This is a genomic window from Ornithinibacillus scapharcae TW25 (assembly GCF_000190475.1).
GTDB classification, from domain to species: Bacteria; Bacillota; Bacilli; order Bacillales; family Amphibacillaceae; genus Ornithinibacillus; species Ornithinibacillus scapharcae.
Map to the genome: position 1 here is coordinate 78,706 of NZ_AEWH01000004.1, position 24,238 is coordinate 102,943.

Genomic DNA, 24,238 nt, shown 5'->3' on the forward strand with positions numbered 1-24,238 from the left:
CAAACTACTCCTTCGGCTGAAATTATAAAGCTTCTTTTAATGTGTTTTTTAATTTAAAGATAGCTTTTTTATGGATCTGTGAAATTCTAGATGTCGTTAAACCAAGTACTTGCCCGATCTCTGTAAATGTTAATCCCTCATTATAAAAGAGACTAATTATCATTTGCTCGTTTTCCTTCAGGCCTTTAATACTATTCGCTAATTCCTTATATTGTTCATTTCGAATAACCTGTGTTTCTGGTTGTACACTTGTCTCATCAGGAATGGTATATCCTATACCTTCTTTATGTTTACTATCCTTTGGTTTTTCCTCAATAGACAACATATTAGCGACAAGTGCGTCTCGGACGTATGTTTCAACTTCCTCAACAGGCATATCTAATACCTTAGCAATTTCTTCTGAACTAGGATCGCGTTGGTACCGCTGAATCAATTGCTGGGTAACTTGTTCAATTTTCTTTGTTTTTTCTCTTATGGACCTTGGAAGCCAATCTTCTTTTCTTAAGCCATCAATAATAGCTCCACGAATTCGGAAGGAAGCATAGGTATCAAATTTCAGATCCCGATCAAGATCGAACTTTTTTAAGGCGTCGTACAGTCCATATAAGCCAAGACTTTTAATATCTTCTCTTAAAACACTACTTGGAAGATGGCTTATGGTTCGTTCTACATGATAATTCACCAAATGCATATATTGTTGAATTAATTCATTTGCTGCATCATTATCTTGATGGTTTTTCCATCTTTCCCATAATTCTTGCTCTAGGGGAGAGATTTTTGTTCCCAAATGACATGCTCCTCCCTGTCCAAATTTTACATCTACCTTACACGATGTATTTAAATAATTTCTTCACCCTTAGTAATGGTTCGAATTTTTAATTGTCCGTTCTGTGGATCAAATTCTATCGTTCTTCCAAAATTCCCACCAACATCAGAAGATATTACCGGAATATTATGTTCATTAAGTTTTGATAGAACCGCTTCTATATTTCGCTTACCAATTCGCATAAGGTCATTAGAACTGTTGTTAATTTGAAACATTTGTGCGCCACCTGCAAGTTTAGCTTGTAGTTGAGATTTTCTAATACCTTGTTGGCAAAGCTTATCGACCAGTATGTCGATTGCAGTGTCAGCATATTTGTACTCATTTAGTGTGGCCTGTTTTCCAAGACTGGAATCTGGTAGCATGACATGTGCCATTCCTGCTATTTGTTTATTCAAATTATAAATAACTACACCTACACAGGAGCCTAACCCTGATGTTCGAATCACATCAGGAGCAGAAACCATGTTTAAATCCGCTATCCCTACTTTAACAATTGTCTTTTCTTTATGCATAGTCTTGTATTCCTAATGCTTCAAAGATGTTAGCAAATGACTCAGGTGAGGGTAATAATAATAATTGACCATTCACACCTTGATGATTTGCCGCTTCATCATTAATCTTTGTATTAATAATAATGGCATAATCGGTCACCTCTGAAACTTGTAATAGACCAACCGTTAAAATGGCCCCAGCCATATCGATACTGATATGTGGTACTGATGGTTGCATATTAATATTGGTAAAATCGGATAACGCGGATAAATATGATCCTGCTAAGATATTCCCTGCTTCTCCCAATGCAGAAAAGGCTATTTCATTGTCTTTTTCAGCAGAAAAGAGCGAAATCGCATTGTTTCTTGTCATTTGTTTTACTAGAGATTCCGCTTCTTCTGCTGAGAATAATAGATAAACCATACCTGGTGCGTCACCTTGTATTTCAAATAATATCGATACAATCAGGTTATCGGCACCACCTACCAAATCCATCACTTCATCAAATGCCACGATATCTATGCTGGGCACCACCATATCTACCTTTTTTTGAATCAATTTAGACATGGAAGTCGCAGCATTTCCAGCACCGATATTTCCAATTTCCTTTAACGCATCCAATTGGATAAGTGATAGTTGCTCATAATTCATATTATTGACCTTCTACATTTTTTAACTCGTTAATTTCTTCATACGTAAGAACCTTCTTAAGGTCTAATAAGATTAATAAACGATTTTCTAGTTTCGCAACGCCTTCAATATAATCTGCATTGACTGCACCGATTACTTCAGGGGCAGGTTCAATAGCGTCAGTAGAAATATCGATTACATCATTAGCTGCATCAACAATTAATCCAACTTCCATATCATCCAAATATACAATAATAATCCGCGTTGATTCTGTATAGTCAGATTCTTCAATTCCTAATCGAGAACGAAGATCAATAATCGGAGTTACTACTCCTCTTAGGTTAATTACACCCTTCACAAACTTCGCAGTATTCGGAACACGTGTAATCGTTTCAATTCGCTCAATTGAACCAATTTGTTGTACGGAAACTGCAAATTCTTCATCCTTTAGTTGAAATACAATAACCTTTTTTTCAGTAGCTGTTTCATTACTCATTTTTTCTTCCCCCTTAAAAATATTATTATTTAATTACTGCATTACTATCGACAATTAAAGCAACCTGTCCATCACCTAAAATAGTTGCTCCAGATATTGCAAATGTGCTACTCAAATATGCCCCTAAGGATTTAAGAACTACTTCTTGTTGACCAATGAAAGAGTCTACAACAAGTGCAGCCATTTTTTCGCCCTTTTTCACAATAACAATTGATGTATATTCCTCATCATGATCCGCATTCGGCACATCGAATATCTCTTTAAGGTTAACTAATGGAACTACTTTTCCTCTGAAATCAATTACTTTTTTATGGTGTGCAGAAAGAATCTGTTCTTTCGACACAATAGCTGTTTCAATAATTGAAGATAAAGGTATAGCATATTTCTCTTTATTTAATTCAACTAACAATACAGAAATAATCGTCAATGTTAGTGGTAATTGAATAGAGAATACAGAACCTTTATTGTATTCCGAGTCTATTGTTATACTGCCACCTAGTGACTCAATCGTGTTTTTCACCACATCTAGACCTACACCTCGTCCAGAGATATCAGAAATCTTATCAGCTGTAGAGAATCCACTTTCCATGATTAAACCATAGATTTGTTGGTCGGTTAACGTATCTTTATCATTTTCAGATACTATACCATTTTCGATAGCTTTCTTTAACACCTTCTCTTTGTTTATCCCTGCACCATCGTCAGCAATCTCAATAAATACATGGTTACCACTATGGAAGGCCTTTAATTTAATGGTACCTTTTTCTGGTTTACCTTTTTGTAAACGCACTTCTGGTGTTTCTACGCCATGGTCTATGGCATTACGCAATAGATGGACAATTGGATCTCCAATTTCATCAATTACTGTACGATCTAACTCTGTGTCTGCACCGATAATTTCTAAATCCACCTGCTTATCCAAGTCTCTTGCAAGTTTACGAATCATTCTCGGGAATCTACTAAATACGTGTTCAATAGGAACCATGCGCATAGTAAGAATGATATTTTGTAGGTCACTTGACACTCTGGACATACGTTCTACCGATTCCTGAAGCTCCGTATTACGTAATTCCGTAGAAATTTGCTCAAGACGACCACGGTCTATAATCAATTCCTCAAATAGATTCATCAGCACATCAAGTTTATCAATGTTTACTCGGATTGTTTTATTATGACTACTCTTCGTATTTTCACTGTCTGTTGACTCATTCTTTTCTACTTTCTTATCTTCGACAGTATTTACTTCATTAGTGACTGGTGTAGTCAGCTCAGTCTCTTTTCTATCTAGGTAATTGTTTACAGAGAATGCGTCTACTGTTACTTTTTCGATTTCTGATACTTTTTTAATCTTTTCAGCAATCTCATTTTCCTTGGCGCTAGAAACTAGTATTACGGAGAAAGAGTAATCAAAATTTTCATCCTCTAAGTCTGTGACAGAAGGATTAGACTTAATTACTTCACCCAATTGTTCTAATACTTCAAACACCATAAATACACGGGCACCTTTTAATAAACAGTCTTCCCTTAGTTGAACAGAGACCTCAAAGTTTTGGAAGCCTCTCTCGTTCGACTCATTCAGAATGGATAATTCAAATTCATCTAACTTGGTGAACACACTACTGTTTTGAGCTGTTACTACCTCTTGAACTGTTTCTATTTTCTCTTTTGGTACAACTACTTCACCTTTTTCAATTGCTTCTAATTGATTTGCAACGTCTGTTATATCTTGTGAACCATTTCCTCCACTTGCAATATCTTCAACCATGGCATTTAGATGATCAACTGTTTCCACTAACAAATCAATCATTTCTGATTGTACTTGAACTTTATCATAACGAATGGCATCGAATACATTTTCCAAGGTATGGGTTAACTTAGCCAAATCATTATAACCCATTGTTGCAGACATTCCTTTTAAGGTATGCGCAGCTCTAAATATTTCTTCAATTATTGCTTTTTCAGTAGGATCCTTTTCGAGCTCTAACAACTTTTTATAGAGAACCTCGATATGTTCATTACTTTCATCAATAAAAACATCTAAGTATTGTGTTGTATCCATTCTACATCCCCCCGGTTCTTTTCGTTAGCGCATGTATCATTTCGCCCATTTTATGTAAATGTACGATATAATTAACCGCATTAGTTTTAATAGCTGCCTTGGGCATACCATAAATGACAGCTGATTCTTCAGATTCAGCAAGCACGATGGTTTCTGGGTCATTTCTCTTTAATTGTTCAATTCCTTTAGAACCGTCACTTCCCATTCCTGTAAGAACAACTGCTACTTTATTTACTCTATTGATTGTGGCAGCTGATTCAAATAAGACATCTACTGCAGGTCTATGACCAGCTCTTTCATCCTCTTGAGTCAGTTCAATCGCGTGAACTGTACCTACCTTTCGAATCTTCATATGAAAATTTCCAGGCGCGATATAAACGGTTCTATCTTGAATAATTTCTCCATGTTTTGCTTCTTTAATATGCAAGCCACTCAAATTATTCAATCGATCTGCAAGTGATTTCGTAAATCCAGCCGGCATGTGTTGAACAATTAGAACAGGATTAGAAAAGTCTTCTGGTAGGTCGAGAATTAGCCGTTGAAGTGCTCTCGGTCCTCCGGTTGAAGCACCTACAAGAACAATTGTTTTGGCATATAGTTGCCTTGTTGGAACTAGCTTTGGCTTATCGTCTTCGTCAGTTTGAATACTTTTTGTAACATCGACTTGGGCTGCAGCTAGAACCTTTTCAATAATTTCTTGCTTGATGTTTGCAATGTCTAGCGAGATAGAACCAGATGGCTTCGCTATAAAATCAACTGCGCCAGTCGTGATTGCCTGTAATGTATTAGTAGTTCCTTCCTTTGTTAAACTGGAAAGCATAACTACAGGGAGGGGGTTGTCCTCCATAATGTGAGCAAGTGCTGTCATTCCATCCATTATGGGCATCTCGACATCGAGCGTTACAACATCTGGTGAAAGCTCTTTTATTTTCTTTAAACCATCCGCCCCATTCCTAGCCGTTGCAATTACTTGAATACGGTTGTCACTTTCTAGTATATCTGTGATCATTTTCCTCATGAAAGCTGAGTCATCAACCACGATTACACGAATGGGAGACACGATGCTCACCTACCTTTATGAATTAGTAGATTTTTTAATCTGTCAACGAATGTAGAAGCTTCATTAGCCTGGACTCCTTCTTGCTGTCTTGTGTAATGCGTCACCAATCGTTTAATTGACTTGGCAATTTGCGATCGATTATTGGCTATTACAAAAGGAGCCTGCTCGATAACAGCTGCAGTAACTGCCTTATCTTCCGGAAGTATGCCAAGAAGCTTTAATTCAACCCCGAGAAATTGTAAGATAACGTTTTGAAAACGAGCTACAGTTCGCTCTCCATTTTTTGGATTATCAGCCCGATTTAATACCAAATAGATTGGCATGGATTCCTTATAGCTAATAATATGCTTTATCATGCTATATGCATCTGTTATCGAAGTTGGTTCTGGAGTTGTTATGACGATACATTCATCAGACGCTAGAACAAATTCGATACTTGCTTGGGTCGCACCCGCACCCATATCGAAAATAATATAATCAAATGATTGTACAATTGATTGATACTGTTCTAAAAAGTAATTCATTTTATTTTCATCAAGTGAAAATAGACTTGTTAATCCTGAACCCCCAGCTATATAGTTCAGATTATTTGGTCCTACTTCCATAATATCATAAATAGGCAAAAAGTCCTGCAACATATTTACAATAGTTTTCTTTGCCTGTAATCCTAATAATATTTCGACGTTTCCCATACCAATGTCTAAGTCTATTAACAAAACTTTTTTCCCTTGATTGGATAACTCTAAGGAAAAATTGACCGCTATATTGGATTTACCAACACCGCCCTTACCACTGACAAAAGAAATCGTTTTGGCATGTTTTGGATTCTTAGATGTTTCAATCTTTCGTCTTAAGCTCTCAGCTTGATCATGAGTCAATTAGATCACCTACTATATAATTACTAATGACTTCTTTTGATGGGATTACAATATTATCAGGGACTTCTTGTCCATTGGTAATATAGGCAATTCCCAGTTGATGGGTTAGCGGTATATTCAATAAACTACCATATTGTCTTGTTTCATCAATTTTGGTAAAGATTAAACCCTTAATATCAATGTGTCGAAAGCTATGAAATATATCAATTATATCCTTCGGTTTGGCTGTCAAAGAGAGTACAAGATAATTTTCAACATTACCTTTTAACTTTATATTCTTTGTCAGTTCTTCGACATATTGTTCATCTCGATAATTTCTACCTGCCGTATCAACTAAAATTAGATCATGGTCCCGAAACTTTTCAAGTGCTTCTTGGTAGTCCTGTGGTGAATAGACTACTTCAACAGGATTATCTAGTATCTTCGCATATGTCTTTAATTGTTCAATTGCAGCAATCCTGTATGTATCCATCGTAATAAATGCAACGCTTTTTTTGTCCTGTAACATGCTTTTAGCAGCTACTTTTGCAATAGTAGTCGTTTTCCCTACCCCAGTTGGCCCAACAAAATGTACTACTCTTGCTGATTTTGATATACCTTTAAAGGATAGATTACTTAACCTAGACTCCATCTCTTGCTTAACGTCTTGTGCTATTATTGCGGCCTTAGGAAAAGTGTTTTTATTCTCATGCTGCTTGATTACACTTTCCATGATACTGGTCGCAATTTCTTCTTTGACCTCCTGTTCAATCAAATGATGATATACCGTTTGATAATCAAGAGGATATTTATGAACCTGCTGTTGGAGAGATTGTTGCTCTAGCAGCAGGCGCATGTTCTTTATTTCATTCATTAATTCATGGTTTACGGTTTGTTTTCGAGTATTAATAGGTATTTCAGGCTTTTTCGTGATTGGTTTTTGTTGCTTCATTAGTACCGGATCCCGATCAAGTGCCGCTACTACTTCCACCTTCCGTTTCTTAAAGAGCCCTAAAAATCCACCTTCTTGAATTTCCTTGGAACTTAAAATAACAGCATTCGTCCCAAGTTCCTTCCTTATTTGAGTCATTGCTTCATGAATTGTTGGTGCTACATATTTTTTACCTTCATGCTACATTCACCACTCCAACACTTTGTACTTGTACAGTTGGTTCAAGTTCGTTATAGGATAAAACAACAACGTGAGGTAAGAATCGATCTAACAATTGTTTTAAATACATTCGAATTGCAGGTGAGCATAAAACAATTGGATTTTCCTCTTGTAGTGCTAATTTCTCAACCTCTTCATTAATTGCTTTGACAATTTCTTGTTGAGTGTCTGGATCTAATGCTAAATAATTACCATGCTCAGTTGTTTGGATACTTTCAGCGATTTTCTTTTCAACTCTTCCAGAGACGGTGATTACTTTCATCGAATTATCCGGATTAGCATATTGTTTTGTTAATTGAGCTGATAGTGCTTGTCTAACATATTCCCCGAGTAATTCCGGGTCATTAGTAAGCTTGCTAAAATCAGCTAACGTTTCGAAAATGATGGGTAAGTTTCGAATCGAAACATTCTCTCTTAAAAGTTTCGCTAATACCTTTTGGATATCTCCGATTGATAGTGGATCTGGCGTAACTTCTTCCACTAGGATTGGATAATTTTCTTTAAGATGGTCTACCAATTCCTTTGTCTCTTGTCGCCCTAATAGTGTATGAGCATGTCGTTTAATAATTTCTGTAATGTGTGTCGAAACAACCGACGGAGGATCTACTACCGTATAACCTGACAGTTCTGCTTCATCTTTATTTTCTTCACTAATCCATTTAGCTGGAAGTCCGAAAGCCGGTTCCCTTGTTTCAATACCATCAATTAAGTCATTATCGATATCAGGGGTCATCGCTAGATAGTGATCTAGAAGTATCTCTCCTGTGGCAACTTCATTTCCTTTTATCCGTAAGCGATATTCATTCGGATTCAGTTGTATATTGTCGCGAATACGTACTACTGGGATGACAATACCTAATTCAATCGCTAATTGCCTACGGATCATAATCACACGATCTAGTAGATCTCCACCTTGTTTAGCATCAACTAATGGAATAAGTGCATATCCAAACTCAAATTCAATTGGGTCCATACTTAGAAGATTCACAACATTCTCCTGCGTTTTCATAGCAGAACCTTCTTCTTGAACTTCTTCTTCTTCGTCTCTTATGACAGGTTCTTTTTGCTTTTGTTGCATGTAGTATGCACCTATAGCTATGACTCCTGCAATAATAGTTGTTAGGAAGAAATTAATAGGGGTAAACCCTAATAGGAATATTGTACCCGCAGCAATAAATAATAATTTAGGATACTGTAATAACTGAGCAGTAACATCACTTCCTAAATTGTTTCCAGTGGCAGAGCTACGTGTTACCACAATACCAGTCGCAGTAGAAGTTAGTAATGCTGGTATTTGACTCACTAGACCGTCCCCTACTGTTAATCGCATATACGTATCAATTGCTTCACCAAATGAGAATCCCATTTGGGTTAAACCAATAATTAATCCGAAGATTATATTGATTAATACAATGATAATACCTGCAATTGCATCCCCTTTTACGAATTTACTTGCACCATCCATAGAGCCGTGAAAATCCGCTTCATTTTCTACCTTTTTTCTTCTATCCCTTGCTTCTTGCTCGGAAATAAGTCCTGCGTTTAAATCTGCATCTATACTCATTTGTTTACCTGGCATCGCATCTAGTGAGAAACGAGCAGCTACCTCAGAAACACGTTCGGAACCCTTTGTGATAACCAAGAAATTAATAAGAACTAGAATAATAAATACTACAAAACCGACTAATGGGTTATTACCAATTACGAAAGAACCAAAGGTTTCAACTACTCCACCAGCATCTGCTTCACTAAGGATAGATCTTGTGGTCGAGACATTTAATGCTAATCTGAACAATGTTAACAGTAGTATCAGGGTGGGAAATACTGAAAACTGAAGTGGTTCCTGTGTATTCATAGAAACCAAGAGTACAATTAATGCTAATACAATATTAATTAAAATAAGTACGCTAAGTAGCCATCCAGGTAGTGGGATGACTAACATGACTATTACTAAAATTACACCGATTAAAACGGATAAATCACGTGCCTTCATGGATGTCTCTCCTTAAGCGTTAAACTTTTTTCTCCATACGATATACATAAGCTAAAACTTCTGCAACAGCTTGATAAAACTCTTCCGGTATTATTTCCCCTATTTCAACTGATGCATATAGTGACCTCGCTAGAGGTCGGTTTTCAACTGTCATTACATCATTTGCTTTCGCAATTTCTCTAATTTTGAATGCAATACTATCAACACCTTTTGCAACCACATATGGTGCGCCCGCTTTGTCTTCATCATATTTAATTGCTACTGCAAAGTGGGTCGGGTTTGTAATAACTACATCCGCATTAGGTACTTCACTCATCATACGCCTCATGGCAATTTGACGTTGTTTTTCTTTAATTTTCGATTTTATCAAAGGGTCTCCTTCGATATTTTTATATTCATCTCGGATATCTTGTTTAGACATCCGAATATTTTTTTCGAAATCAAATCGTTGATAAGCATAATCAAATACAGCAAGTATTAATAATGCTATTGTGGCTGCGAATCCCATGATGAGCGTTACTCTACCGAAGAATGCTAATGCACCATCCGCATTTTTAAATGCAACCATTAACATCTCGTCTTTGTATATCCAGATGACCATAAATGTAATGGTTCCTATAATGGAAATCTTTAATAAAGATTTTAGTAATTCTACAAGAGCACGAACAGAAAAAATTCGTTTCGCACCCTGTATCGGATCAATTTTTTTAAGGTCAAACTTGAGAGGTTCAGTTGTGAATAAAAAACCAACCTGCATTAAGCTAGCAGCAACACCAGCAACCATAGCAATAAGCATAACTGGAGCTACTATCTTAACAAAATTAATAATTCCTTCCCTAAAAACTTGAAAAACCGATTTTTCTGTAAGTTCCCAATTCATATACTCCGTAAATGTATGCTGAAATAAAGCGAGCATACTATCCTTCATAAAACTTCCAAACACTGCCATCAGTATAAGTACAAACAGAAGTAATAAAGCTGTATTAACATCTTGGCTCTTTGCTACTCTACCTTTTTTTCGTTCATCCGTTCTTTTCTTCGGAGTTGCTTTTTCGGTTTTTTCACCTGCAAAGAATTGCAAATCTAACTTTAATTGCAAGACCTAAGCACCTCCAAATAATGACATAAGCCCTTGCATGGTCTCAAACATAGTAGTAAATAAAGTTCTAGCTAACACGATATAAAGACTTAAAAACACTAAAATAGCAGCAAAACTGACTAATATTTTTAACGGCAAACCGACTACAAATACATTGAGCTGTGGAACAGTTCGCGACACGATACCTAATGCTACATCGACTAAGAACAAACAGCCAACAATTGGAATCGATATTTGGAAAGCTATAAGAAACATACTATTGAACGCCCTAATTACAAATTCAGCGATATTGCCATCATGAAAAGGAATAAAAGTATCGATTGGAATAAAAGTATAACTATTTACTATACCATCTATTAACAAATGGTGACCATCTACCGATAATAAGAATAGTAATGCAATAATATAGAAATATTGCCCCGTTATTGGACTTTGAGCACCAGTTTGAGGATCCATAACATTGGCAATTGCAAACCCCATTTGAAAATCGATAAATCCCCCAGCAACTTGTACAGCGGAAATAATGATATACCCAATTAAACCTACCAGAATACCTACTAGTGCTTCCTTAAAGATTAAAAAGAAAAATAACTCATTTAATACAAAGCCTGATGAATCAATCGTGTAAAACATCATAAAAGCTAAAAAGAAACTTAAACCAATTCTAAATTGAATTGGTATCGTCCGATAAGATAATAACGGCATGGTGACAAAAAAGCCAAGCACTCTTACTAAGATAAGCAAAAAGACAGGAAAACTATTGATATTTATTAACTCAAACAACATAGCCTACCCTACAAACCGGTTAAGATTTTGGAAAAGGTCAGATGTAAATTCAATCATAGTTGATAACATCCATGGGCCGAAAAAGACTAAGCCAACTAGAACAGCTACAATTTTAGGAATAAAAGCAAGGGTTTGTTCTTGAATCTGAGTCGTTGCTTGGAAAATACTTACAAGTAATCCGACTGCTAATGCTAAAATAAGCAGAGGTCCTGTAACAAGAAGCACCGTGTATATCCCTTTTTCTGCTAATGTTAAAACAAATTCACTACTCAATTCGTAAACCCTCCTTTAACCCTTTTCCTCTTCATTGTCAAAATCCTGAAAACAAGGAATGTGTAATTAAGTACCATCCATCTACCAAAACAAATAATAATATTTTAAATGGTAAAGAAATCATAACTGGTGGTAACATCATCATCCCCATGGACATGAGAATACTTGCAACTGCCATATCAATAATTAAAAATGGAATAAATATCATAAAACCCATTTGAAAAGCTGTCTTTAATTCACTTATTGCAAATGCTGGTACCAATGCAGTCATTGGTATATCCTGAATGCTTTCTGGTGCTTCTATTTCAGCATAATTTAAAAACAATGCTAGATCCTTTTGCCTTGTATGATTTGCCATGAATTCTTTTATCGGCTCGCTTGCTCGGTCATATGCCTCATCAAGCGTAATTTCCTCATTAAATAATGGCTGTAACCCCTCCTCATATACTTCACTAAAGGTGGGTGCCATTATGAAAAATGTTAAAAATAACGCAAGTCCAATTAACACTTGATTGGGTGGCATTTGTTGTGTGGCTAATGATGTTCTTACAAATGAAAGAACAATAATGATTCTTGTGAAGCTTGTCATTATTATTAAAATCCCAGGTGCTAAAGAAAAGACTGTTAGTAATAATATTAACTTTACCGATGTCGAGACATTTGTAGGATCTGAACTAGAAAACATATCGATAAATTCATTCATGATTATCTTCCTTCTCGGTATGCTTATTCATAAGATTTTTTCTGTTTAGTTTCAATTTTTCTAGTTCGCTCGAAAACAGATTTTTAAAATCATTTTTGTTTGAACTGGACGATTCAGTATCCTGACTAGAATTTTTTTGAAATATTGAAAGAAAGTTATCCGGTCTGAAAGTTGCTTGATCTTTATAGCTATTTAGGATTTCCTTCCTCAATTGTTCGTCTTCAATTTCTTCAAGTAGTTGTACATTCTCGCCAACCCCTATTAAGTACAGCTTGCTTCCTACCCGAATTATTTGTATCGATTTGCTAGGACCTACTGCTATACCACCAAGGTTTTCAAGAGCCTTCACTTGAGTGAAAAGCTTGTTTCGCTTATTTAAAAACTTAAGCAATAAATAAATCAATACTAAAATTAAAAATAATGCAAAAACCATTTGAATTAAATTTAAAACAAGTGAACCATTCCCAGTATCCTCACTTTCTGGGCTTTCCTCTTCAGTGTCGGTAACTGGGGAATTATCATTTTGTTCCTTTTCAGATGAATCGTTTGAATCATCATTGTATTGATCACTGACCATACCATCTGCATGGATATTTAAAGGGGAACTAATTAGAATAACAACTAAACCAAGAAGTATCCCCACATAATTTACGATACGCAATTTCCTCACTCGTTTCTTAATCTAGGGCTTTTTGAATAGCTTCGATTACACGATCCGCTTGGAAAGGTTTTACGATAAAGTCTTTTGCTCCTGCTTGAATTGCATCGATAACCATCGCTTGTTGTCCCATCGCAGAACACATAATTACCTTTGCATTCGGATTCGTTTCTCTAATTTTCTTAAGTGCAGAGATACCATCCATCTCTGGCATTGTAATATCCATTGTAACTAAATCAGGAGTCAATTCATTATATAATTCAACAGCTTGTACTCCATCTTGAGCCTCTCCTACAACATCAAAACCATTCTTAGATAGTATATCCTTAATCATCATTCGCATAAATGCAGCATCGTCCACGATTAAGATGCGTTTACTCATGAAAAATTCCTCCTAGTGTTATTATTTCAGCTTCATTAGTCGATCGGATTGGCTAATAATATCCGTTACCCGAACACCAAAGTTTTCATCTATTACTACCACTTCACCTTGCGCAATTAACTTTTCATTGACTAAAATGTCAACTGGCTCACCAGCAAGCTTATCTAATTCTATAATTGATCCAGCTGATAGTTCTAAAATTTCTTTCACAGTTCGTTTTGTTCTTCCTAACTCCACTGTAACTTTTAAAGGAATGTCTAATAACATATCTAAATTACGTGTATTAGTGGTAACATTTCCCTGTGTTTCAAAACTTGAAAATTCTGCCTGTTGTACATTTGATTTATTTTGAATTGTTGTATTTCCGATGAATTGTGGTTCATTGGATCTCATCATCTGAACATTTGAATTTTCGTTTACTTGGGCTTGTCTTGGCATTGGACTAGCCTCCTCTTGATATAGGACTGAGCTGTCAATTGGTTCAACTGAAACAGCAGATTCTGCTTGTGTTTCTTGTTCGCCATTCAGCAAGTCTTCTACCAGTTGTTTTGCGAAACGAATAGGCATTAATTGCATAATATTCGAATCTATTAGCGTACCAACCTTTAGTTGAAACGATACTTTCACAAACACTTCTTCATCTGGATCACCAGCATCATCCGCTAAATGATCTTGAGAAATGGATGGTGGAGAGATATCGACACGCTTATCAAATACGGTTGACATACTAGTAGCAGCTGCCCCCATCATTTGATTCATTGCTTCTTGAACAGCACTTAAATGAATCTCGTTTAACTCTCCAAATGGACCTTCTCCAGTACCACCTAACATAATATCAGAGATAATGGCTGCGTCCTCCGCTTTAATTACAAGGACGTTTTGTCCAGAGAAACCTTCAACATACTTCACTTGAACACTTACATGTTCAAATTGAAATGCTTCTTCAATTTCTTGTTTCATGATAATGGATACTGTTGGTGTTGTAATTTCGACTTTTTGACTTAGAAGCGTTGAAAGCGTAGTTGCAGAGCTTCCAAATGAAATGTTTCCAATTTCACCTAATGTATCTATCTCAATCGACGAAAGATAATCATTCATATCAATGTCAGATTTATCGGTCTGATTACTTTCTATAATATCGGAATCATCATCAGCACCCACTTTTAATAGTGCATCGATTTCATCCTGGGAAAGCATTCCATCGTTCATTATTCTTCAACTCCTCCCGTAATTTCTTCCAACACCTGTACGGATAGTTTATTTCTGTGTTTACCAGGCTGTACATGGAATTTAGGTTCATCATTCACTTTTAATACTAATGGTTCATCTATAGGATGTTTTAATGCAATCACATCATTCGATGCTAAATCTAAGAACTGTTGAATATTAATAGTTGTTTCACCAAGTATTGCTTTAGCATCAACATGGACATTCTCAAGATTTTTAGCTAATTTATCAGCTGCTTCGGGATCTCGCTTCTGACTTGTATTATTTTGCATCCAGTATTGAACCGAGAGCTTGGAAATAATCGGCTCTAAAACAATATGTGGAATACAAATATTAATCATCCCGCTTATTTCACCTATCGCAGTATTTAACGATACGACAACAACTGTTTCGTTTGGTGAGACTAGCTGTAAAAATTGTGGATTGATCTCCATTTCCTCTAATTCAGGTTCAATATCTATTAGTGATGCCCAGGCCTCTTTTAAGCTCATGGTTGTTTTTTGGAATAACTGGGATATTAAAATAGATTCAATTTCCGTTAAATTATCTATCTTATTGATAGAATCTCCTCTTCCGCCTAATAGACGGTCAAGCATACCATACGTAATATTTGGATTTACTTCCATAATGATTTTTCCATCCAAAGGAGGAACATTGTATAAGTTCATTACGGTTACTTTTGGAACGGAACGGATAAATTCCTCATATGGAATTTGGTCTACGGATGCAACTGAAATATTAACATAGGTTCGTAGCTGTGAAGAGAATAATGTTGTTAATAATCGTGCATAGTTCTCATGAATTCTTCCGATACTTCGAATTTGGTCTTTAGAAAACCGTAAAGCTCGTTTGAAGTCATATACTCGAACCCTTTTCTCTTTTTCTTCTTTCTTTAGCTCTTCTGCATCCATATCACCTGTTGTCAGTGCGGATAAAAGGGCGTCGATCTCATTTTGCGAGAGAACTTCATCTGCCAAGGATACTCACCTCCATATTGGAGTATTGTTTTTCTATTGTAAAATTTTATTTATGGTATAAACATCCTCAATGGAACCTTCAGTCATCACTTTATTTAGTTCGACCTTTAGGATATCCTCAACGTCTGATAGACCAGATTTAAACGAGTCTTCATCTTTTGTTGCTAATTCTTTGATTAGGATGTTTCTTACTTGGAACTCTCTTTTTTCAATTTCTTCTTTTGCGTCTTTACTATCAGTTATTATTTGAAATTGAATTCTTACAAAACTTCCATCACTTAAATCTGTTGTGATTTCTGGTGTTTGGTAGGAGTATTCCACAATCTCATCAATAGATTGTTGTTCTTCTCCTTTATCGCGCTTATCTAGTACATTCAGTATGATAACAGCAGCTACAACACCCACTAATACAATGATTACTAATGAGAGAAGCATTGTTTTTACTAATTTACTCACTGGACTTTCCCACCTCACTTAGTGAATGTACAATCCCTATCCTCTGGTAATAAGATGTTATAAGTTCAACTACCACTAATTCAGCTTCCTTAACAACTATTTTTTTTCCATTAATGAGGGTAATAGTAGTATCAGGATAAGATTGTATTTGTTCAATCATAAAAGCATTTAATGAAAAGGAGTCACCATTCAAACGTGTAAGTTTTATCATAATAGTTAACAGAGATACCTTAGAAAGGAGGTTTTTCCTCCTCTCTCTAAGGCATCATCTTACCCCCTATTTATCGTTTTAAGTTAACAAGTTCTTGTAGGATCTCATCTGATGTTGTAATGATTCTTGTGTTTGCCTGGAAACCACGTTGAGCGGTAATCATTTCTGTGAATTCTTCAGAAAGGTCAACGTTAGACATTTCTAGAGCTCCAGCGACGATGGAAGCCGCTCCATTTGTTTCAGGTGATACATATATAGGTGCACCATTTCCATCAGTAAGTAAACCTGCATTCGTGCTATTTAAGAATAGGTTACTTCCTGCTTTTTCTAGACCAGCTGGATTTGAAAAACTTGCAAGTGCAATTTGACCTGCAACCTGAGTATCACCATTTACATCAACGTAGTTTACTACACCATTTGATTGAACACTAAAGCTTTGAGCGTCATCTGGAATGGTTAGTTTACCCAATGGACCAGCAAAGCCCATACCTGTTGATCCACCAAATTCTAAAGTAGTTGTATTACCACCATTTGCGATGGAAAGTGTCGTACCATCAAAAGTAACGTTGAAAGTAGTCGCTCCGTCAGTGAATGTTAAGTTCTGGCTTCCAGCAGTTGAAGTAACTGAATTTGCACCATTTCCAAAAGTGAATGTTCCGTCATCATTTAATTGGAATGAAAGGTTTGGTGCGTACCCCGGAACTTTGAAAGTACTACTATCTAAATCTTCAAACGTAATTACCTCTGCGGTAGCCCCCGTACCTACAGTAATAACGGTTTGCGGACTATTAGTTAAATTTACTTCTACAGGTTGTCCTCCGCCATCATTAAAGGTAATTACTTTATTAGCAGCATCCGGAGCTAATCTAACCTCCTTACTAGCACCATCATTATATCGAACAATAATTTCACCAGTAGTTAGATCGTTTTCAATTTCAATGTTCTGACCAGTACTATCTTGAGCAGTAATTGAAGTAGATTCTAGAACAGGACTACCTTGAAATCCTTGTAAATAGTAACCTTGTGGATTAACAATTGCTCCATCTTCATCTAAATAAAAATTACCAGCACGTGTATAGTATGTTGAATCCCCATCTCTTACGATAAACATTCCATCGCCTTCTAAAGCAAAGTCTAACGGGTTGTTTGTTGTTTGACGGAAACCTTGTGTATGAATGTTGTCAATGGACCCTAATTGAGAACCTAGACCTACTTGCGCTGGGTTAACCCCACCACGGGTTGCTGTAGGTGCTTGTGCGCCTGAAGTCATCTGACTCATCATATCTTGGAATGTTACACGGCCTTTTTTGAAGCCAGATGTATTTACGTTAGCAATGTTATTACCAATAACATCTAGTTTTGTTTGGAAGTTTTTCATTCCGGATATACCTGAATACATTGAACGTAGCATTTATATTTTCCCCTTTTACCTTTAATATTTAGCTGTATCAATCAGTCAACAGCTTATTGGCTTCCCATAAGGGTCCAGCCTATTCATTTATTAAGATAGTTCCATTAATGTTTGTAAAGATTCGGTTTGATGCCTCTTCTAAATTCATGGCAGTAACAACCGTATGATTTTTTGCACTCACGAGTAATGCAGCATTATTCATGACAACAAGTGAATCTGTAATACCTTTTTGCTTTGCCTCTGTTACTTTCTCATTTATTAGTTGCCACTGTTGATCATTTAAATGGATATTTCTTTCTTGCAATCTTTCGCTTGCATGTTTACTAATTATTAGCTCCTGCTTTTCTTGTAAAATCGACTTAAAATCAAGTCCATTTGAGTCAACTTTCGGATTTTGTTTAGCAGGGAACTGTAAGGCATGTTGTCTGGGTACCTGATGGATTCGATGATCCATATCAATCACTTCCTTTACTCAGACCCTGTATTTTCGCCTGCTTCTTCATTACTATCAGCTTGTTCCTCTTCTGGAGTATCATCTACTGGTGTATCTTCAGAAGCTTTTACCTCCAAAATAAGATCGGCAAATACCTTTTCACCATTTTCCAATTCCAGTACGGCATAACCTTCTGATTGACTAACCGAAACAACTTTACTTGTTTGTAATTCAAGTGGCTTTCCTGTTTCCTCATCAAAACCTTGATATGTCACAAATTTTCCTATCATATGGCTATACTGAATAATAGGACTAATCGCTTGGTTCCTAACTAAAGTATTGATAGCACTTGTCATATTCATCATTTGTTCTAATGATGAAAATTGCGCTAACTGTGAAATGAATTCACGGTCCTCCATTGGATTCGTTGGATCTTGGTTCTGTAATTGGGTCATTAAGATTTTTAAAAATTCATCTTTTCCAAGCTCGGTTCCTGGAACTCTAACTTGAGTTTGATTCTTAAGATACAATGACGGATCTATTGTTGGCATGTTTCTCACCTAGCCTTTCTCAGTTTGGATAAACTCTTCTAAATAGGTGTCAAATTCTTCATCAGATTGTTTGTTATCTTCTTGATGTGAGGATTCGTCTGATCCTTGATTTTGACTTTGTAGAGATTGTTCATCACTCTGTTTCGTTTGAGTCTGTCCTTGACCAATCGTTGCATCCTGTCTTTCAATCACTACTTGTTGTGGTGAGAACATATGCTTCAATTGATTCATATTTGATTCCAATACGTCTTTGGCTGCTTGTGATGTTACTACGATCTTAACGGTCATTTCACCATTAACCTCTACTAATCGAATCATCATCTCCCCAAGATTTTCTGGTCTCAAAGCGATTGATAACTGATTAACACCATTTGGCATCGTTAGAAACTTACTTGTTTTCATGACCTGTTGGAACTGATCAACTAACTGCTGGTCAACAGTTTGAGTACTTTGATTTTGGTTTATAAAAATTACATACTGTTCTAATTTAGGCATAGCCATATTTGTTTGGTAGTTAACGCCTTGAACTGGAGCAGATTTATCCATAAGCTGTTGATTTTGTAGAGCACTCTCAATCCACTTTACAACATCCTTAGTCGTCACCTGTGCATCGTTCTGATAGGCTGATTTAGCGGTTAACTTGTTCCGGCTTTCGTATACTTGAAGAATCTCTTTTAAGACCTGGTTCATCTTATACGATACTGGTTCTAGTTGATTACCTTCTGAACTAAATGCACGTACTAGTTGATTTTCTAATGCAGACCATTGCTTTAAAATATCTAATACTTTTGGAGCTATCCGACGTATATCTTGTTGATTATTAACTTCCGATAATAAACTTTCGAATTTAACCATTAAATCTGCTAATTGATTTTGCACTTTCACAAGGTCTACTTGTTCTAGCTGCATGATACCTTCTAAATGGATAGGCATCGTAGCTGTGAATACGTCAGTAGCTGATTCCGATTCCAGTTCAATCCCAAGTTTTTCAACCAATAACTGAACCAACTCATCATCACCAAGTGCTTCGGTAACAGATTCTAGTGATAGGCTGTCTGTTATTTTTGCTGAAATCTCTTCAAGGCTATCCCTATTTTCTAATAGACTACTAAGCTCTATATTTAAACTAGCTAATAGATCTAGTAGACTACTGGTTTCTGGGGTAAGCTCTCCTTCCAAGTCTCTTGTATCAGAATTAAGTTCACTATCTATTTGATGGAGTAACTTTGAAAATAATGGTGATACCTCCACTGTCTTTCCAGCAGTTTTAGCAGTTTGACTTCCATTACTTACTACTCCTGGTTGGACTGCCATACTAGTCACGTTCATCTTATTTCACCTCCTTTCAAAATCGATACTCTTATTGATTGATAAATCTTCTCGCAATATCAGCAGCAGCTTCTGGAGTCATATTCTCCATGATTGCACCACGATCCTTATTCGACATTTCATTTAAAATGAGAAATGCAGTACTGGTATCGAGTTGTTCTAATATTAATGCAGCCTGCTCACCCTTCATTTCAGTAAAAGAACTTGATAATTGTTTTACTGTCTTATTTGTGTCTTCTACTTCAACTTCAGCCTCTGGTTGCTGGTTTGCCACTTCTAAGTCTCTCTCAAGCTTTACAATTTGTTGTTCTAGTTGCTCAATCTTATTATCAAGTGTTTTGTTTTCTTGACTTAACTTTTCGATTTCTTCATCTTTTTTATCTAGCTTAGCTTGATTGTTTTCTTCTTTTTCTAACTCCCTTGCCTCTTCCTCCGTTGTAATAACGGAAGATAGTACAGGGATTTTCTCACCAGTATTCTTTGCCCAATTTACGACATCCACCCCAGCCACAGCAAATACAATAACCGTTAGCGTAATTGCAATAATTACAGGTATAACTATGGCAAATAGGAACCACAGGAATGGATTCATTTTTTCTTTTTCTATAAATTCTTTTTCTTTCGCCATTTGTCTCACCTATTTTTTGTGACTAAGATATTGTTGGATGGAAATGTCATCCATAAATGTAGCTTCCGCTCTTTTTAATACTTCTTGTTCTTCTGTTGCTCGTATGTCAATAATTTTTTCGAATTTCTTCGTTTCAACATGTGCTTCTGTCAGTACTTGTTGTTTCGATTCCATATTGTATCGTGCTTTTTGGACCTGTAGTTGTAAATCTTCTATATGTTTGTTTAATGACTCAATATAAGCAAGTTGGTCCTGGATTTGGTCTAGATTCATGTTCGATCGAAGCGATTCCTCATAAGATGCTTCTACTGCTTCTTTTTTTTGTAGAATCCTCAGAAGCTTAGTACCTACTTCCTCGAATAAATCAACTGATCTTTTATATGCTAGTTCCGCATCTCTTTTCTCGCGTTCACGAATATCTAGAATTTTAGTTAATACTGCTGTTCCCGACAAAATCAACTACCTCCATTTAACAACATACTTAAATTGTCTATCGTTTCTTCAAAGGTAAGTTTTTCATAGACATCCTGTTTCAAGAAGTTTTGTAGTTTCGGATAATAAAGGATGGCCTTGTCAATTTCATGATCAGTGCCTCGTTTATAGGCCCCAATTTGAATCAAATCCTTATTCTCCTCGTACTTTGCCAGTAGTGTTCGCGCCTGTTGTGCGATAGCCAAATGGTCTGGTGAAGAAATTTGATTCATAACCCTACTGATAGACTTCAGAATATTGATTGCAGGGTATTGTCCTTGTTCCGCCAATCTTCTATCCATTACAAAGTGACCATCAAGAATACCTCGAACGGTATCAGCGATTGGCTCATTCATATCATCACCATCCACTAGAACTGTATAAAATGCTGTAATAGCACCATTTTTATTTGTACCTGTTCGTTCTAATAGTTTAGGCAAGATAGAAAACACAGATGGTGTATAACCTTTCGTTGTTGGGGGTTCACCAGTTGCAAGTCCGATTTCTCGTTGGGCCATTGCAACACGTGTAACGGAATCCATCATAAGGTTAACGTTATAACCAAGATCTCTAAAATACTCACTAATTGCAGTTGCCGTATAGGCACCTTTAATTCTCATTAAGGCAGGTTGATCGGAAGTTGCAACGACAACAATTGACCGATTAAGACCTTCTTGTCCCAAATCTTTCTCTATAAATTCCCGAACCTCACGACCACGTTCTCCAATAAGTGCAATAACATTTATGTCCGCTTTACTGTTACGTGCGATCATCCCTAACAATGTACTCTTGCCAACACCACTACCAGCAAACAAACCAATTCGTTGACCTCTTCCGACTGTTAGCATCGAATCGATTGCTTTTACACCAACAGGAATTGGTTGGGAAATTGTTGGACGTGACATCGGGTTAGGTGGCGCTTGCTCTGTTGTATAGTTAGATAATCCCTTTGGTAGTTCTGATTCATCAAGTGGTTTACCAAGTGAATCAACAACCTTTCCAATTAACCCTCTGCCAATTTTGACAGTTAGTGGTTTACCTGTTGATTCCACGAGACAACCCGGACCGATTTCAGAGACTTCGTTGTAAGGCATTAAAATTATCTTTTCTTGGTTAAAACCAACTACCTCTGCAAGAACAGGCTTCTTCTTTAAATTGTTTGTTGGGTGTATATAACAAACCTCACCAATATTTGCTGCAGGACCAACAGATTCAATCATGATACCTACAACTCGTTCTACTTTGCCGTAACGTTTATATACATCAGCTTCCTCGATTGCATTAAAGTACTTTTTTAGATTCATTCTCTTGACTCCATTACAATTTCGTGAAGAACTTGTTTAATCTGATGAAGTTGCGTATCAATACTTGCATCGATTTTTCCGAATGGATATTCAATTACGCAACTTCCTACTTCCAATGATTCATTTATATATAGCGAAAGTTCAGATTTTGTATCGATTACTCTTTCTAACTCATTTTTTTGTGTTAAAACATATTCGTAATTATCTGGATGCAGATAAATAGAGAGCTCACGTTGATCTTTAATTGATGTAATGGCTTCTTTTACGATAGCTAAAAAGGATTCAGGTTCGTTTTCTAGTACTTGCTTCATTATTTTTTCGGCAACTTGTACTGCCAGTGAAAGAATAGTCTCTTCACTTTTCTCAACGGTTACTTGATAATCCTTTTTAGATGCTATAATGATCGAATTGGCCTGGTCAATTAAGTGCTTAAATTGTTGTTCACTCTCTAATTTCCCCTGTTCGAATCCGGCTTGAAAACCTTCCTCTTTCGCTTGCTCAACTAAAAGATTTCTTTCTTCCAACCAATCTTTTTTTGCTTGCTCAATTTGATTTTCTGTATCCAAAATCAGTTGCTCTTTCTGTTTTTGAATAGCATTAAGTTCGTTTTTAGCTTCTTGAATTCGTTGAAGATCAAATTTTAGCTGTGATTCAAAGTCCAGCTCTTGTTCCATAATTGGTTGTTGAATCGTTTTTAATTGAATGACTCTTTTTGACTCAGGTTGGATACTATACAATGATATCGTCTCCCCCACCACGTGCAATTACGATTTCACCAATATCTTCAAGCCTTCTAATAATCGCAACAATCCGTGTTTGAGCTTCTTCTACATCACGCAAGCGGACTGGACCCATGTATTCCATTTCTTCTTTGAATGTATCTGCCATACGTTGTGACATATTCTTAAAGACAATATCTTTTACTTCATCACTTGAAACTTTAAGTGCTAGTCGTAAGTCTTCATTCTCCACTTCACGAATTACACGCTGAATAGCACGGTTGTCCAAGATAACAATATCCTCGAATACAAACATACGCTTCTTAATTTCGTCAGCCAGTTCCGGATCTTGTATTTCTAACGCATCTAAGATAGTTCTTTCTGTGCTTCTGTCAACCCCGTTCAGTACCTCTACAACAGCTTGAATACCGCCTGTTTGCGTATAGTCTTCTGTAAACTGAGAAGATATATTTCGTTCTAGCACTTCCTCTACCTGGCTAATGATGTCAGGTGAAGTAGAGTCCATCGTCGCAATACGTTTTGCAATATCTGCCTGTACTTCTTGTGGTAAGGCAGATAGTATTTGCCCTGCTTGCTCTGGATCTAAATAAGAAAGAACTAGAGCAATTGTTTGTGGATGCTCATTTTGTATAAAGTTTAACACCTGTTGTGGATCTGCTTTTCTAGCAAAATCAAACGGTCTAACTTGTAATGAAGAAGTTAATCGATTAATGATATTACTTGCTTCTTGTTCACCAAATGCTTTTTCTAAAACCGTTTTGGCATAGCCAATACCACCTTGAGAAATATAATCCTGAGCAAGAGCAATTTGATGGAATTGTTCCAGGACTTGCTCCTTCATTCCAGAATCAACCTTCTTAACAGATGAAATTTCTAGACTAAGCTTTTCAATCTCTTCCTCCGTTAGGTGCTTGTAAACTTGCGCTGACACATCTGGTCCTAGGGAGATTAAGAGAATTGCCGCTTTTTGTTTACCTGTTAATTCATTTTGTTGACGAGCCATTTATCTAACCTC

At 36.4% G+C, this 24,238-nt stretch carries 27 protein-coding genes and 1 pseudogene; all 28 read right to left on the bottom strand.

All coding sequences use genetic code 11. The annotated features are described in order from the left end of the window. Positions 1–22: 22 nt before the first annotated feature. The 28 genes and pseudogenes from G5W_RS0100830 to fliG all read right to left on the bottom strand — a co-directional run bounded on the left by G5W_RS0100830 (position 23) and on the right by fliG (position 24,226). Positions 23–787: a FliA/WhiG family RNA polymerase sigma factor gene (locus G5W_RS0100830; RefSeq protein WP_010093395.1), complete on the bottom strand. Its 765-nt coding sequence runs from the start codon at positions 785–787 to the stop codon at positions 23–25. 50 nt (positions 788–837) lie between these two features. Further along, a complete protein-coding gene (locus G5W_RS0100835) occupies positions 838–1,338 on the bottom strand; it encodes a chemotaxis protein CheD (RefSeq protein WP_010093396.1) in 501 nt (166 codons plus the stop codon). Next, on the bottom strand, positions 1,331–1,969 hold the full coding sequence (locus tag G5W_RS0100840) for a chemotaxis protein CheC (RefSeq protein WP_010093397.1): 639 nt from the start codon (positions 1,967–1,969) through the stop codon (positions 1,331–1,333). The genes G5W_RS0100835 and G5W_RS0100840 overlap by 8 nt, the downstream gene beginning before the upstream one ends. Before the next feature lies 1 nt (position 1,970). Further along, positions 1,971–2,444 (bottom strand): chemotaxis protein CheW, encoded by a 474-nt coding sequence (locus G5W_RS0100845; protein WP_010093398.1) that lies wholly within the window; start codon positions 2,442–2,444, stop codon positions 1,971–1,973. 25 nt (positions 2,445–2,469) lie between these two features. Continuing rightward, complete coding sequence (locus G5W_RS0100850; protein WP_010093399.1) at positions 2,470–4,503, bottom strand: chemotaxis protein CheA; 2,034 nt, start codon at positions 4,501–4,503, stop codon at positions 2,470–2,472. A gap of 1 nt (position 4,504) precedes the next feature. After that, positions 4,505–5,563 (bottom strand): protein-glutamate methylesterase/protein-glutamine glutaminase, encoded by a 1,059-nt coding sequence (locus tag G5W_RS0100855; RefSeq protein WP_010093401.1) that lies wholly within the window; start codon positions 5,561–5,563, stop codon positions 4,505–4,507. Positions 5,564–5,568: 5 nt separating this feature from the next. Continuing rightward, entirely contained in the window at positions 5,569–6,441 is an 873-nt protein-coding gene (locus G5W_RS0100860) for a MinD/ParA family protein (protein WP_010093402.1), read from the bottom strand. Then, positions 6,431–7,531, bottom strand: a pseudogene (gene flhF, locus G5W_RS0100865) (flagellar biosynthesis protein FlhF); the annotation flags it as partial. The pseudogene flhF and the gene G5W_RS0100860, both read right to left, overlap by 11 nt. Positions 7,532–7,547: 16 nt before the next feature. Further along, a complete protein-coding gene (flhA, locus tag G5W_RS0100870; protein ID WP_010093405.1) occupies positions 7,548–9,584 on the bottom strand; it encodes a flagellar biosynthesis protein FlhA in 2,037 nt (678 codons plus the stop codon). A 19-nt stretch (positions 9,585–9,603) separates the two neighbouring features. Continuing rightward, positions 9,604–10,683, bottom strand: coding sequence for a flagellar biosynthesis protein FlhB (gene flhB, locus G5W_RS0100875; RefSeq protein ID WP_010093406.1), 1,080 nt, complete (start codon positions 10,681–10,683; stop codon positions 9,604–9,606). A 3-nt stretch (positions 10,684–10,686) separates the two neighbouring features. Beyond that, positions 10,687–11,466, bottom strand: coding sequence for a flagellar biosynthetic protein FliR (gene fliR / locus G5W_RS0100880; RefSeq protein WP_029190956.1), 780 nt, complete (start codon positions 11,464–11,466; stop codon positions 10,687–10,689). Between the two features lie 6 nt (positions 11,467–11,472). After that, on the bottom strand, positions 11,473–11,742 hold the full coding sequence (fliQ, locus tag G5W_RS0100885; protein ID WP_010093408.1) for a flagellar biosynthesis protein FliQ: 270 nt from the start codon (positions 11,740–11,742) through the stop codon (positions 11,473–11,475). Between the two features lie 37 nt (positions 11,743–11,779). Beyond that, positions 11,780–12,445: a flagellar type III secretion system pore protein FliP gene (gene fliP / locus G5W_RS0100890; RefSeq protein ID WP_010093409.1), complete on the bottom strand. Its 666-nt coding sequence runs from the start codon at positions 12,443–12,445 to the stop codon at positions 11,780–11,782. Then, entirely contained in the window at positions 12,438–13,106 is a 669-nt protein-coding gene (locus tag G5W_RS0100895; RefSeq protein WP_010093411.1) for a flagellar biosynthetic protein FliO, read from the bottom strand. The genes fliP and G5W_RS0100895 overlap by 8 nt, the downstream gene beginning before the upstream one ends. A 16-nt stretch (positions 13,107–13,122) precedes the next feature. Continuing rightward, on the bottom strand, positions 13,123–13,485 hold the full coding sequence (locus G5W_RS0100900) for a response regulator (RefSeq protein ID WP_010093413.1): 363 nt from the start codon (positions 13,483–13,485) through the stop codon (positions 13,123–13,125). A 21-nt stretch (positions 13,486–13,506) separates the two neighbouring features. Beyond that, positions 13,507–14,694 carry a flagellar motor switch phosphatase FliY gene (gene fliY / locus G5W_RS0100905; protein ID WP_010093414.1) on the bottom strand — a complete coding sequence of 396 codons (1,188 nt, stop codon included), beginning with the start codon at positions 14,692–14,694 and terminating at the stop codon, positions 13,507–13,509. Beyond that, positions 14,694–15,689 (bottom strand): flagellar motor switch protein FliM, encoded by a 996-nt coding sequence (gene fliM, locus G5W_RS0100910; RefSeq protein ID WP_010093415.1) that lies wholly within the window; start codon positions 15,687–15,689, stop codon positions 14,694–14,696. The genes fliY and fliM overlap by 1 nt, the downstream gene beginning before the upstream one ends. A 33-nt stretch (positions 15,690–15,722) precedes the next feature. Continuing rightward, the gene (gene fliL, locus G5W_RS0100915) at positions 15,723–16,145 is read right to left on the bottom strand and encodes a flagellar basal body-associated protein FliL (RefSeq protein WP_010093416.1); all 423 of its coding nucleotides are present in this window, start codon (positions 16,143–16,145) and stop codon (positions 15,723–15,725) included. Beyond that, the gene (locus G5W_RS0100920; RefSeq protein WP_010093417.1) at positions 16,138–16,356 is read right to left on the bottom strand and encodes a flagellar FlbD family protein; all 219 of its coding nucleotides are present in this window, start codon (positions 16,354–16,356) and stop codon (positions 16,138–16,140) included. The genes fliL and G5W_RS0100920 overlap by 8 nt, the downstream gene beginning before the upstream one ends. Positions 16,357–16,426: 70 nt before the next feature. Next, positions 16,427–17,767, bottom strand: coding sequence for a flagellar hook-basal body complex protein (locus G5W_RS0100925; RefSeq protein ID WP_010093418.1), 1,341 nt, complete (start codon positions 17,765–17,767; stop codon positions 16,427–16,429). 79 nt (positions 17,768–17,846) lie between these two features. Then, entirely contained in the window at positions 17,847–18,221 is a 375-nt protein-coding gene (locus G5W_RS0100930; RefSeq protein ID WP_010093420.1) for a TIGR02530 family flagellar biosynthesis protein, read from the bottom strand. Positions 18,222–18,235: 14 nt separating this feature from the next. Next, on the bottom strand, positions 18,236–18,751 hold the full coding sequence (gene flgD, locus G5W_RS0100935; protein WP_010093422.1) for a flagellar hook assembly protein FlgD: 516 nt from the start codon (positions 18,749–18,751) through the stop codon (positions 18,236–18,238). A 9-nt stretch (positions 18,752–18,760) separates the two neighbouring features. Next, positions 18,761–20,080 carry a flagellar hook-length control protein FliK gene (locus G5W_RS0100940; RefSeq protein ID WP_010093424.1) on the bottom strand — a complete coding sequence of 440 codons (1,320 nt, stop codon included), beginning with the start codon at positions 20,078–20,080 and terminating at the stop codon, positions 18,761–18,763. A 31-nt stretch (positions 20,081–20,111) separates the two neighbouring features. Further along, positions 20,112–20,708: a MotE family protein gene (locus tag G5W_RS0100945; RefSeq protein WP_010093425.1), complete on the bottom strand. Its 597-nt coding sequence runs from the start codon at positions 20,706–20,708 to the stop codon at positions 20,112–20,114. Positions 20,709–20,717: 9 nt separating this feature from the next. Next, entirely contained in the window at positions 20,718–21,161 is a 444-nt protein-coding gene (fliJ, locus tag G5W_RS0100950; protein ID WP_010093426.1) for a flagellar export protein FliJ, read from the bottom strand. 2 nt (positions 21,162–21,163) lie between these two features. After that, positions 21,164–22,483, bottom strand: coding sequence for a flagellar protein export ATPase FliI (gene fliI / locus G5W_RS0100955; protein ID WP_010093427.1), 1,320 nt, complete (start codon positions 22,481–22,483; stop codon positions 21,164–21,166). Further along, on the bottom strand, positions 22,480–23,220 hold the full coding sequence (gene fliH, locus G5W_RS0100960; RefSeq protein WP_010093428.1) for a flagellar assembly protein FliH: 741 nt from the start codon (positions 23,218–23,220) through the stop codon (positions 22,480–22,482). Before fliH ends, fliI begins: the two co-directional genes overlap by 4 nt. Continuing rightward, entirely contained in the window at positions 23,213–24,226 is a 1,014-nt protein-coding gene (gene fliG / locus G5W_RS0100965; RefSeq protein WP_010093429.1) for a flagellar motor switch protein FliG, read from the bottom strand. The genes fliH and fliG overlap by 8 nt, the downstream gene beginning before the upstream one ends. Positions 24,227–24,238 lie beyond the last annotated feature (12 nt).

Coding starts and splice junctions, on each gene's coding strand:
- G5W_RS0100900 (WP_010093413.1), bottom strand. CDS start 13,485: ATGAGTAAACGCATCTTAATCGTGGACGATGCTGCATTTATGCGAATG.
- G5W_RS0100840 (WP_010093397.1), bottom strand. CDS start 1,969: ATGAATTATGAGCAACTATCACTTATCCAATTGGATGCGTTAAAGGAA.
- G5W_RS0100835 (WP_010093396.1), bottom strand. CDS start 1,338: ATGCATAAAGAAAAGACAATTGTTAAAGTAGGGATAGCGGATTTAAAC.
- fliP (WP_010093409.1), bottom strand. CDS start 12,445: ATGAATGAATTTATCGATATGTTTTCTAGTTCAGATCCTACAAATGTC.
- G5W_RS0100930 (WP_010093420.1), bottom strand. CDS start 18,221: ATGGATCATCGAATCCATCAGGTACCCAGACAACATGCCTTACAGTTC.
- G5W_RS0100925 (WP_010093418.1), bottom strand. CDS start 17,767: ATGCTACGTTCAATGTATTCAGGTATATCCGGAATGAAAAACTTCCAA.
- G5W_RS0100850 (WP_010093399.1), bottom strand. CDS start 4,503: ATGGATACAACACAATACTTAGATGTTTTTATTGATGAAAGTAATGAA.
- flhA (WP_010093405.1), bottom strand. CDS start 9,584: ATGAAGGCACGTGATTTATCCGTTTTAATCGGTGTAATTTTAGTAATA.
- flgD (WP_010093422.1), bottom strand. CDS start 18,751: ATGCCAACAATAGATCCGTCATTGTATCTTAAGAATCAAACTCAAGTT.
- G5W_RS0100920 (WP_010093417.1), bottom strand. CDS start 16,356: ATGATAAAACTTACACGTTTGAATGGTGACTCCTTTTCATTAAATGCT.
- G5W_RS0100945 (WP_010093425.1), bottom strand. CDS start 20,708: ATGGCGAAAGAAAAAGAATTTATAGAAAAAGAAAAAATGAATCCATTC.
- fliG (WP_010093429.1), bottom strand. CDS start 24,226: ATGGCTCGTCAACAAAATGAATTAACAGGTAAACAAAAAGCGGCAATT.
- G5W_RS0100940 (WP_010093424.1), bottom strand. CDS start 20,080: ATGAACGTGACTAGTATGGCAGTCCAACCAGGAGTAGTAAGTAATGGA.
- fliY (WP_010093414.1), bottom strand. CDS start 14,694: ATGAACGATGGAATGCTTTCCCAGGATGAAATCGATGCACTATTAAAA.
- G5W_RS0100845 (WP_010093398.1), bottom strand. CDS start 2,444: ATGAGTAATGAAACAGCTACTGAAAAAAAGGTTATTGTATTTCAACTA.
- fliI (WP_010093427.1), bottom strand. CDS start 22,483: ATGAATCTAAAAAAGTACTTTAATGCAATCGAGGAAGCTGATGTATAT.